The following is an 11154-nucleotide window of genomic DNA, read 5'->3' as shown; positions in this document are numbered from 1 at the left end:
GGAAGAAAAGTTGATTTTTTATTTCTAAAAACTGTATATTGAAGAGGAATATTCCTACATACGCAAAGGAGGGCTATAAATGAAACTAATGGAACAACAGTTACATGAGTTAGGTGGTTTACGAGTACATATTATTCCAACAGATAAATATAAAACAAATACTTTTGTATTTCGTTTGAAAGCACCTTTAAATGAGGAGACGGTGACAGAGCGTGCCCTATTGCCATACGTATTGCAAAGTGCGACAGAAAAGCTTCCTTCTGTAATTCGTCTTCGTCAATATTTAGAAGAATTATACGGATCTTCTTTGGCAGTAGATGTAAGTAAAAAAGGTGAAGACCATATTATCTCTATTTATGTGGACATTGCAAATGAAGTATATTTGCATGATGCACCACCGTTATTTGAAAAAGCGCTTTCTATGTTATCGGATATAGTTTTACATCCAGCGACAGAAGGGAACGGTTTTCTACCTTCTATCGTAGAAAGTGAAAAAAGAGCGCTCTTGCAACGAATTGAAGCTACGTATGATGATAAAATGCGCTATGCAAACGAGCGTTTAATTGAAGAAATGTGTAAAGTAGAACCGTATCGTTTAAGTGCAAATGGGAAAAAAGAGAGTGTTTCTTCTATTACAAATGAAAGTTTGTATCAATATTATCAAAAAGTGTTAGCGGAAGATGAAATGGATCTATACATTATTGGTGATATTTCAGAAAACGCAGTGGATCTTGTAAGTAAGTATTTTTCTATTTCGGAGCGTCCTGTGAGGGAAAGAAATGTACTTCTTCATAAGAGAAATAATGAAGAGAAAGAAGTTGTAGAAAAACAAGAATTAAAGCAAAGTAAATTACACATCGGCTATCGTACGTTTATTACGTATAAAGATGAAGATTATTTTGCGCTGCAATTGTTCAATGGATTGTTTGGAGGATTTTCTCATTCGAAGTTATTCGTTAACGTCCGTGAAAAAAATAGTTTAGCGTACTATGCGGCATCCCGCTTTGAAAGTCATAAAGGCTTATTGTTTGTCATGTCAGGGATCGAAGCGAAAAATTATGAAAAAGCTGTTGAGATTATTAAAGAACAAATGTTAGCGATGCAAAATGGTGATTTTTCTGAAGAAGAGATGCATCAAACGAAAAGTGTCATTCAAAATCAAATATTAGAGGCGATTGATACACCGCGCGGATTTGTGGAAATGCTGTATCATGGCATTATTTCAGACCGTACGCGTCCGGTTGAAGAATGGCTTACAGGTATTGAAAGTGTGACGAAAGAAGAGATTGTGAAAGTTGCTAAAAATATTGAACTAGATACAATTTACTTTTTACAAGGAACGGAGGGAGAATAAATGGAGAAAATTGTTTATGAGCAATTAAAAGAGACACTCTATTATGAAAAACTTCCTAATGGATTAGATGTATATATTTTACCTAAGCAAGGATTTAATAAAACATTTGCAACGTTTACGACAAAATATGGTTCTATGGATAATACATTCGTACCATTAGGTAAAGAAGAAATGATTCGTGTGCCTGATGGAATTGCTCATTTTCTTGAGCATAAATTATTTGAAAAAGAAGATCATGATGCTTTCCAATTGTTTAGCAAACAAGGAGCATCGGCAAATGCTTTTACATCTTTCACAAGAACAGCTTACCTTTTTTCATGTACATCAAATGTAGAACAAAATTTAAATACATTGCTAAACTTCGTACAAGAGCCTTACTTCTCTGAAAAAACAGTTGAAAAAGAGAAGGGGATTATTGGGCAAGAAATTCAAATGTATCAAGATAATCCAGATTGGCGTTTATACTTCGGTTTAATTGATAGCTTGTTTGTAAAGCACCCAATTAAAATCGATATTGCAGGGACAATCGAGTCTATTAGTAAAATTACGAAAGACCTATTGTATGAATGTTATGAAACATTTTATCATCCGAGCAATATGTTACTATTTGTTGTGGGTGCGATTGATCCAGAGAAAACAATGGATTTAGTACGTGAAAATCAAGCGAAAAAAGATTATAAAAACCAACCAGAAATTGTACGTTCATTTGAAGAAGAACCAAATGAGGTAAATGAAAAGAAGAAAATTATTTCAATGCCTGTACAAACACCGAAATGTTTAGTCGGTATTAAGGCGACGAATTTAAAAGAAAAAGGGAGAGCTCTTTTAAAACAAGAAATTGCGCTTACGTTACTTTTAGATTATTTATTTGGAAAAAGCTCCGTTCATTACGAATCTTTATATAACGAAGGGCTTATTGACGATTCGTTCTCGTATGATTATACGGAAGAGAATAACTTCGGTTTTGCAATGGTTGGCGGCGATACGAAGCAACCTGATGAGCTGGAAGAGCGTTTGAAAGGTATTTTATTAAATACAAATTATGATCAATTAGATGAGGCGGCATTAGAACGAGTAAAGAAAAAGAAAATAGGTGGCTTTTTACGCTCCTTGAATTCACCGGAATATATTGCAAATCAGTTTACACGATATGCATTTAATGAATCGAGTCTGTTTGAAGCATTAACTGTATTAGAAGGGTTAACTGTTCAAGATTTACAAGAAGTAGCGAAAACATTATTATCAGAAGAAAGAATGAGCGTTTGTCAGGTTTTACCGAAGAAATAAAAGGTTTCATAATAATACCCTCATCTTATCATTGATAAATTGTAAGATGAGGGTATTATTTATTTGTAGGATAAAGATTTTGTTGAGATAAGAGAGGAATTATATGAAAAAGTATGCATTAGTAACTGGAGGGAGCGGAGGGATTGGCTCTGCTATTTCAAAACAATTAATTCAAGATGGATATACAGTATATGTTCATTATAATAACAGTGAAGAGAAAGTGAATGAGTTGCAGAAAGAATGGGGTGAAGTGATTCCCATTCAAGCCAATTTAGCTTCTGCTGATGGAGCAGAGCAATTGTGGGAACAAATTGAACAGCCTCTTGATGTTATCGTATATGCAGCTGGGAAGAGTATATTTGGACTCGTAACAGATGTAACGAACGATGAATTAAATTATATGGTAGAACTTCAAGTGAAGAGTATTTATAAATTATTATCAAAGGCACTGCCATCTATGATTCAGCGGAGAAGTGGCAATATTGTACTTATTTCGTCTATATGGGGACAAATTGGCGCATCATGTGAAGTGCTTTACTCGATGGTAAAAGGTGCACAAAATTCATATGTTAAAGCTTTAGCAAAAGAAGTATCATTAAGTGGAGTAAGAGTGAATGCGGTAGCGCCAGGTGCAATTGAAACGGAAATGTTAAACGTATTTTCAGAAGAGGATAAGAATGGGATTGCTGAAGAGATTCCGTTAGGCAGGTTGGGACTACCAGACGAAGTAGCGAAAACAGTGTCATTCCTCGTATCGCCAGGTGCATCTTACATAACGGGACAAATTATCGGAGTGAACGGCGGTTGGCATTGCTAAAAATTTCTTACATAAAAAATAAAAAACTGTACAAATTAAGCATGATTCTATTACTAAGTAGTGAGGTGCTTACACATGTCAGTTTTAGATAATTTTGATCAATGGAAGAGCTTTTTAGGAGAAAGATTAGAACAGGCATCAGGAAAAGGTCTTGATGGCGGTGCTGTATCAGATATGGCATTTCGTGTTGGAGATTATTTAGCAAATGAAGTAGAAGCGCGCAACGATCAAGAGAAATTATTGTCTGAGCTTTGGAAAGTTGCTGATGAACAAGAGCAACATACAATCGCAAACTTAATGGTGAAGTTTGTACAACATAAGTAAAAAATAGAGAGGAGATTCTCCTCTCTATTTTTTTTGTATAATAATAACGCGGGTTAGATTATACATTTAGCTTCCCTATTAAGGTGAAATCATATAATATAGTACGTAGGTGTAAAGTAAGCAAGGGGAGTGATCTTGGATGATTGAATGGTATTTTGAATACGAAATACATAAAAACCGACCTGGCTTGCTTGGTGACGTTTCTTCGTTAATCGGTATGCTCGGCATTAATATTGTCACAATTAATGGTGTAGATAATGCACGACGCGGATTACTCCTTATGTGTGATAATCAAGAGCAAATCTCTAGACTTGAATCAATTTTAAATACGATGGATAACATAACGGTAACGAAATATCGTCCGCCAAAGCTAAGAGATAAGCTAGCGGTTAGACATGGTAGGTACATACAACGAGATGCAGATGATAAGAAGACATTTCGATTTGTACGTGATGAATTAGGATTACTTGTAGACTTTATGGCTGAAATCATGAAAAAAGAAGGTCATAAACTAATCGGGATACGAGGAATGCCTCGTGTCGGAAAAACAGAATCCATTGTTGCCGCAAGTGTTTGTGCAAATAAAAGATGGTTATTTGTATCATCTACTCTTATTAAGCAAACTGTTCGTAGTCAATTGATTGAAGATGAGTATAGCGACGACAATATTTTCATCTTAGATGGAATCGTGTCAACAAAGCGTGCTAACGAAAGGCATTGGCAGCTTGTTCGTGAAATTATGAGATTACCTGCAACGAAAGTTGTGGAACATCCTGACGTATTTGTGAGTCAGTCGGAATACACATTGGATGATTTTGATTATATTATCGAGTTGCGTAACGATTATGATGAAGAAATTCAATATAATTTAGTAGATGAAATTGAGCAAGGTACGCAAAATAATTTCTCTATGTTTGACTTTTAAAGAAATATTGAGGTGTTAGTAGTGACAGAATTAGGACAAAAGCTGAAAGAAGCAAGAGGAACGAAAGGCTTGTCTATTGATCAGCTGCATGAGGTTACAAAAATTCAAAAACGCCATTTAGTAGCGATTGAGGAAGGCAATTATGATGTATTGCCAGGAGCTTTTTATGCGCGTGCATTCATTAAACAATACGCAGATGCGGTTGGATTAAATGGAGAGGAACTGCTTGTAGAATATCAGAGTACGATACCACAATCTGAAAAACGCGACGTTCCACAAGTATCAACAGGACAAAAAACACAAGAAACAATGCAAAAATCTTCATCATGGCCAATTGCAGATCATATGCCGAAAATTTTAGTAGCGTTGTTAGTAATCGCATTTGGAGTGGTGATTTGGTTTGTTTTCCAAGCGTTAACTGGAAAAGATGATGAAAAAGTTCCGAACGCTCAAAGTGAGAAAATTGAGGTTAAAAAAGCAGAAAACTCTCCGTTAGATACGAAGAAAGATGAAGTGAAAGCGGAAGAGCCGAAAAAAGAGGAACCAAAGAAAGAAGAGCCAAAGAAAGAGGAACAACCAGCACAACCAACTGGAAAAGAAGAAGTGAAAGTAGTTGGAACAGCCGGTAAAGTATCTACTTTGGAAATTCATAACAATAAAACATTAGAACTGGAAATATCGGGTAAAGGTGCGAGTTATGTAGATGTTAAAGATGATACTGGTAAAGTAATTTTAAACACTACAGTACAAGAGGGTCAAATAGAAAAACATGATGTATCAACAATAAAAGAAGTGCGACTTAATATTGGAAATGCAACGAATGTTGAAGTTAAACTGAATGGCCAAGTGGTCGCTTATCCATTGGATCCAGAAAAAGAACTTCACCAAAGATTGGTGATAAAAAACCAAGGGATAGAGCAACCTGCACAATAACAGTCATCGCTTCGATGACTTTTTTCAATGAACAAATGTTTTTGATATGATGGAGGAATAGCTGTGAATTTACCAAATAAAATTACAATATCTAGAATCTTCTTAATTCCAATTTTTATGGTAATTATGTTAGCGCCCTTTGATTGGGGTTCATACACAATTGGTGATGTTGATTTACCAATTCAACATTTAGTAGGGGCACTTATCTTTATTATTGCTTCGGCTACAGATTGGATTGATGGATATTACGCAAGAAAGTATAATCTTGTAACGAATTTAGGGAAGTTCCTTGATCCGTTAGCTGATAAATTACTTGTTTCAGCAGCACTTATCACGTTAGTTGAGATGCAATACGTACCTGCTTGGATCGTTATTGTAATTATAAGCCGTGAGTTTGCAGTAACAGGTTTACGCCTTGTACTTGCTGGAACAGGAGAAGTAGTGGCGGCAAATCAGTTAGGAAAAATTAAGACGTGGACACAGATTATTGCGATTGCAGCGTATTTATTACACGATGTACCTTTAAATTTAATCCATATTCCAGTTGCTGATATCTTTATATGGATTGCATTATTCTTTACTGTTATTTCAGGGTGGGATTATTTCTGGAAAAATAGAGCTGCTTTTGTAAACTCAAAATAGAAGTTTATGGGGGAATTGGGATGAATGCTGAAATTATTGCGGTTGGAACTGAATTATTGCTTGGACAAATTGCAAATACAAATGCCCAGTTTTTATCTGAAAAGTTAGCTTCAATTGGAATTAATGTGTACTACCATACTGTAGTTGGAGATAATAACAAGCGATTACAGCAGGCGATTGAAGTTGCGGAAGAACGTGCTGACATACTTATTTTCACAGGTGGATTAGGCCCGACAAAAGATGATCTGACGAAAGAAACGATATCTTCTAGTTTGGGTGGAGAGCTAGTGTATGATGAACAGGCATTAGCATCGATAAGCGAGTACTTTAAGCGTACAGGTCGTGAGTTCACAGAGAATAATAAAAAGCAGGCGCTCGTTTTAGATGGAGCAACTGTATTTGCGAATGATCACGGCATGGCACCTGGTATGGGGTTAAATAAGAACGGGAAAGTTTATATTTTATTACCAGGACCACCGAAAGAGATGAAGCCGATGTATAACAGTTATGTAGAGCCTTTTTTACGTAACTTTACAACAGGAGAAAACATTTATTCTCGTGTGCTTCGCTTCTTCGGGATTGGGGAATCTCAATTAGAAGTGAAAGTTCAAGATTTAATTGATGGACAAACGAATCCGACAATCGCCCCCCTTGCGAATGATGGAGAAGTGACATTACGTTTAACTGCCAAACATCAAAATGCTGATGAAGCGGCGAAACTCATTCAGCATATGGAAGATTTGATTTTAGAAAGAGTAGGAGAATTTTTCTACGGGTATGATCAAGAGTTTCTGCATGATAAGGCGATAGAGTTATTGAAGAAAAAAGAATTAACTTTAGCGTGTGCAGAAAGTTTAACCGGTGGACTCTTCGGGAATCAAGTAACAGAAAGTGCTGGTGTGTCTTCAGTATTTAAAGGCGGTGTCATTTGTTATCATAATGATGTGAAGCAACATGTTTTACATGTATCTGAGGGAGTGTTGTCTACTGATGGTGCAGTAAGTAAAGAATGTGCTCGTTATCTTGCTGAAAATGTTAAGGGTTTATTAAAAGCAGATATCGGCATTAGTTTCACTGGGGTAGCAGGACCGGATGCTTCAGAACATAAAGAGCCGGGAACAGTATTCGTTGGATTGGCGATGAAGGATGAACCAACTGTAGTCTTTCCTCTTAATTTAAGTGGAAGTCGTCAACAAATCAGGGAACGTTCGGCGAAATATGGATTTTATCATTTATATAAAAAGCTAGAAGAGATGTGAGTCTCTTCTAGCTTTTTTTAATGCTTAAATGCAGTTTTATTTAATGGAAAATAAAAAAAACGAATAAATGTTCGATTTTTGTTGGCAAATTGAATTGAAAATAGGTATAATAAGATTAGCAATTCAGTTAAGGAGGAATTTTGAATGAGTGATCGTCAAGCGGCATTAGATATGGCGTTAAAACAAATAGAGAAGCAATTCGGTAAAGGTTCAATTATGAAATTAGGAGAACAAGCGGAGCGTAGAGTTTCTACAATTTCAAGTGGTTCTTTAGCACTTGATGTGGCACTAGGGGTAGGCGGATACCCACGTGGCCGTATTATTGAAATTTACGGACCTGAAAGTTCAGGTAAAACAACAGTTTCATTACACGCAATCGCTGAAGTACAGCGTCAAGGTGGACAAGCGGCGTTCATTGATGCGGAGCATGCGATGGATCCTGTATATGCACAAAAATTAGGCGTTAACATAGATGAATTACTATTATCACAACCTGATACAGGGGAGCAAGGACTAGAAATCGCAGAAGCACTTGTACGAAGTGGCGCGGTTGATATTATTGTAATTGACTCTGTAGCGGCTCTTGTACCGAAAGCTGAGATTGAAGGAGACATGGGTGACTCACACGTAGGTTTACAAGCTCGTTTAATGTCTCAAGCACTTCGTAAACTTTCAGGTGCAATTAATAAATCAAAAACAATCGCAATCTTTATTAACCAAATTCGTGAAAAAGTTGGGGTTATGTTCGGAAATCAACTACAAGTTGCTTAATCGTAAAGATTAAGGAGTTTACCATGGGTTTCCCTTGCTAGTGATAGCATGTTAAAAAACCTTGTGAACCTTATTGCCTAAGGGTGTAACTATTCATATAGTTGCTAACGGTGAAGCCCACCATTATTTAGGGTAATACCGTGCCAAGCTTCATATTTATATGGGGAAGGTGTAGAGACTACCGAAAAGGACTTTTAGTTAACTGAGTAGGGTACGGCAGATGATAGGCTACTGCTGGAAGTGCAAGGCTCTCTGTAAAGAGATGAAGAGATAGTCCGGACTATAGAGATGGAAAATCTATAGATAGTGCCAGAAACAACTCCAGGTGGTCGTGCGTTGAAATTCTATTCAACAGTTCGTCTTGAAGTACGTCGTGCGGAGCAATTAAAGCAAGGTAACGACATCGTTGGTAATAAAACGAAAGTAAAAGTAGTTAAGAATAAAGTAGCACCACCATTCCGTGTTGCTGAAGTTGATATTATGTATGGAGAAGGTATTTCAAGAGAAGGTGAAATCTTAGATATGGCTTCCGAACTTGATATCGTTCAAAAGAGTGGTGCTTGGTACTCTTATAATGAAGAGCGTTTAGGACAAGGTCGTGAAAATTCGAAGCAATTCTTAAAAGAGAATACGGATTTAAGAGAAGAAATTGCATTCTTTGTTCGTGATCATCACGGAATTGGTGAAGACTCTGGTGTGGAAGACACGGAAGATTCAAATCTTCAAGATTAAAAAATAAAAGACACGGGACCGTGTCTTTTATTTTTTATTATTATGAAAGCGTTGTATATCGTTGGCGAAAAAATATTTAATCTGCTTAAAAGGCTATGTATAAAGAGGAATATATGCATGTTTTATATGAATAAACTGGAATTTACTAAGGTTTTCCAGGATAATATGCTGTCTGCTTTTTAAATTCATATATGAATTAGGGCTGAAGGTAAAGAAAGTAAAAGTAGACAACGCTTGACAATGAAAATTGCGATAGATACAATGAGAATGTATATTTTTTCTTATATACGAAACACTCTTCTCAAGAAGAGAAGTAATATTCGGAGTAAGACTTAAATCTTGCCGAAATAATAATATGACATTTTAATTGTGAAATGAAGAAAGTCCCTTAAAAAAGTGGGGCGACGGTCTTTGCTGTATGTTGGTATTCAATGTACATGCCGACAGTCTTTTTTCATTCATAGCAAGGGGAGGTGAAATCATGAGTAGTACTACAGTTTGGATACTCATCTCCATTTTGCTTGCAACAGTCGGTGCAGTTGTTGGCTTTTTTGTTCGAAAGTCTATTGCTGAAGCGAAGATTAATGGTGCAGCTAATGAAGCGAAACGTATTATAGACGAAGCGAATCGTGAGGCTGAAGCACTTAAGAAAGAAGCGCTTTTAGAAGCAAAGGATGAAATTCATACACTTCGTACAGAAGCTGAATTAGAAATTCGTGACCGTAGAAGCGAATTACAAAAACAAGAAAATCGTTTAATGCAAAAAGAAGAGAACCTTGATCGTAAAGACGAGACGCTCGATAAACGCGAGCTACAGTTAGAAAAGAAAGAGGATTCTCTTGTAGCGAGACAACAACAGATTGAAGAGTTGGAAAGCAAAGTGGGAGAGTTAGTTCAAAAGCAACAAACAGAATTAGAGCGCATTTCCAATCTGACACGCGAACAAGCGAAAGCAATTATTCTTGGTAAAGTAGAAAGTGAAGTTTCTCATGAAATTGCCGTAATGGTAAAAGAAAGTGAAGTTCGTGCGAAAGAAGAAGCGGATAAGAAAGCAAAAGAAATCTTATCTCTTGCAATGCAAAGATGTGCAGCTGATCATGTTGCTGAAACAACCGTTTCGGTTGTAAATCTTCCAAATGACGAAATGAAGGGACGTATTATCGGACGTGAAGGTCGAAATATTCGTACGTTAGAGACGTTAACAGGTATTGACCTAATTATCGATGATACACCAGAAGCGGTTATCCTTTCTGGATTCGATCCAATTCGTCGTGAAACAGCTCGTATCGCTCTTGATAAACTAGTACAGGACGGACGTATTCACCCAGCACGTATTGAAGAAATGGTCGAAAAATCAAGACGTGAAGTGGACGAGTATATTCGCGAAGTCGGAGAGCAAACAACGTTTGAAGTGGGTGTTCACGGTTTACATCCAGATTTAATTAAGATTTTAGGTCGTTTAAAGTACCGTACAAGTTACGGACAAAACGTCTTAAAACACTCTATGGAAGTTGCATATTTAACTGGACTTATGGCAGCAGAGCTTGGTGAGGATGAAAAACTAGCAAGACGTGCTGGTCTATTACATGATATCGGTAAAGCGATTGACCATGAAGTAGAAGGTAGCCACGTTGAAATTGGTGTCGAACTCGCAACGAAATATAAAGAGCATCCTGTAGTTATAAACAGTATTGCATCTCACCATGGGGACACAGAACCAACTTCTATCATTGCAGTTTTAGTTGCAGCAGCAGATGCATTATCAGCTGCAAGACCTGGAGCTCGTAGTGAAACGCTTGAAAACTATATTCGTCGTCTTGAAAAGTTAGAAGAAATTTCAGAGTCTTATGAAGGCGTAGAAAAATCTTTCGCAATTCAAGCAGGACGAGAAGTTCGTATTCTGGTAAAACCAGATACAATTGATGATTTAGAAGCTCATCGTTTAGCTCGTGATATTCGAAAACGTATTGAAAATGAACTGGATTACCCAGGACATATTAAAGTAACTGTTATTCGTGAAACACGTGCAGTGGAATACGCAAAATAAAGTGGTGAAACACCACTTTATTTTTTTGTGTTGGAATTGGTTAAAATAAAGGAAATTAGCATA

Annotated in this window: 9 protein-coding genes and 2 pseudogenes; all 11 read left to right on the top strand. The window is 36.7% G+C overall.

From position 1 onward, the window contains the following. Window positions 1-79: 79 nt before the first annotated feature. The 11 genes and pseudogenes from yfmF (at window position 80) to rny (ending at window position 11091) form a co-directional block, all read left to right on the top strand. Window positions 80-1354, top strand: a complete 1275-nt coding sequence (gene yfmF, locus MHB74_RS18515) for an EF-P 5-aminopentanol modification-associated protein YfmF (protein WP_061678184.1) — start codon at window positions 80-82, stop codon at window positions 1352-1354. After that, entirely contained in the window at window positions 1355-2641 is a 1287-nt protein-coding gene (gene yfmH / locus MHB74_RS18510; RefSeq protein ID WP_061678183.1) for an EF-P 5-aminopentanol modification-associated protein YfmH, read from the top strand. A 103-nt stretch (window positions 2642-2744) separates the two neighbouring features. Next, window positions 2745-3458 (top strand): elongation factor P 5-aminopentanone reductase, encoded by a 714-nt coding sequence (gene ymfI / locus MHB74_RS18505; protein WP_061678182.1) that lies wholly within the window; start codon window positions 2745-2747, stop codon window positions 3456-3458. Between the two features lie 75 nt (window positions 3459-3533). Then, the gene (locus MHB74_RS18500; RefSeq protein WP_000114455.1) at window positions 3534-3782 is read left to right on the top strand and encodes a DUF3243 domain-containing protein; all 249 of its coding nucleotides are present in this window, start codon (window positions 3534-3536) and stop codon (window positions 3780-3782) included. A gap of 139 nt (window positions 3783-3921) precedes the next feature. Then, window positions 3922-4707 carry a DUF3388 domain-containing protein gene (locus tag MHB74_RS18495; RefSeq protein ID WP_000574107.1) on the top strand — a complete coding sequence of 262 codons (786 nt, stop codon included), beginning with the start codon at window positions 3922-3924 and terminating at the stop codon, window positions 4705-4707. A gap of 21 nt (window positions 4708-4728) precedes the next feature. Beyond that, the gene (locus MHB74_RS18490) at window positions 4729-5640 is read left to right on the top strand and encodes a helix-turn-helix domain-containing protein (RefSeq protein ID WP_061678181.1); all 912 of its coding nucleotides are present in this window, start codon (window positions 4729-4731) and stop codon (window positions 5638-5640) included. A 63-nt stretch (window positions 5641-5703) separates the two neighbouring features. Further along, window positions 5704-6282 (top strand): CDP-diacylglycerol--glycerol-3-phosphate 3-phosphatidyltransferase, encoded by a 579-nt coding sequence (gene pgsA / locus MHB74_RS18485; protein ID WP_001052972.1) that lies wholly within the window; start codon window positions 5704-5706, stop codon window positions 6280-6282. A gap of 20 nt (window positions 6283-6302) precedes the next feature. Further along, entirely contained in the window at window positions 6303-7541 is a 1239-nt protein-coding gene (cinA, locus tag MHB74_RS18480; protein WP_061678180.1) for a competence/damage-inducible protein CinA, read from the top strand. 144 nt (window positions 7542-7685) lie between these two features. Then, a pseudogene (recA, locus tag MHB74_RS18475) lies at window positions 7686-8294 on the top strand (recombinase RecA); the annotation flags it as partial. A 327-nt stretch (window positions 8295-8621) separates the two neighbouring features. Then, window positions 8622-9044 (top strand): annotated as a pseudogene (locus tag MHB74_RS18470) (recombinase RecA); the annotation flags it as partial. A gap of 481 nt (window positions 9045-9525) precedes the next feature. Continuing rightward, window positions 9526-11091 (top strand): ribonuclease Y, encoded by a 1566-nt coding sequence (gene rny / locus MHB74_RS18465; protein ID WP_016086643.1) that lies wholly within the window; start codon window positions 9526-9528, stop codon window positions 11089-11091. Window positions 11092-11154 lie beyond the last annotated feature (63 nt).

The sequence above is a fragment of the Bacillus sp. FSL K6-0069 genome (assembly GCF_038007785.1).
In the GTDB taxonomy this organism is placed as follows: Bacteria; Bacillota; Bacilli; order Bacillales; family Bacillaceae_G; genus Bacillus_A; species Bacillus_A mobilis.
The sequence above is the reverse complement of the archived record's forward strand: the minus strand, read 5'-3'. Positions and strand labels throughout refer to the sequence as shown.

Bases quoted from the DNA above. Each gene is read 5' to 3' on its own strand.
- yfmF (WP_061678184.1), top strand. From the start codon at position 80: ATGAAACTAATGGAACAACAGTTACATGAGTTAGGTGGTTTACGAGTA.
- yfmH (WP_061678183.1), top strand. From the start codon at position 1,355: ATGGAGAAAATTGTTTATGAGCAATTAAAAGAGACACTCTATTATGAA.
- ymfI (WP_061678182.1), top strand. From the start codon at position 2,745: ATGAAAAAGTATGCATTAGTAACTGGAGGGAGCGGAGGGATTGGCTCT.
- MHB74_RS18500 (WP_000114455.1), top strand. From the start codon at position 3,534: ATGTCAGTTTTAGATAATTTTGATCAATGGAAGAGCTTTTTAGGAGAA.
- MHB74_RS18495 (WP_000574107.1), top strand. From the start codon at position 3,922: ATGATTGAATGGTATTTTGAATACGAAATACATAAAAACCGACCTGGC.
- cinA (WP_061678180.1), top strand. From the start codon at position 6,303: ATGAATGCTGAAATTATTGCGGTTGGAACTGAATTATTGCTTGGACAA.
- rny (WP_016086643.1), top strand. From the start codon at position 9,526: ATGAGTAGTACTACAGTTTGGATACTCATCTCCATTTTGCTTGCAACA.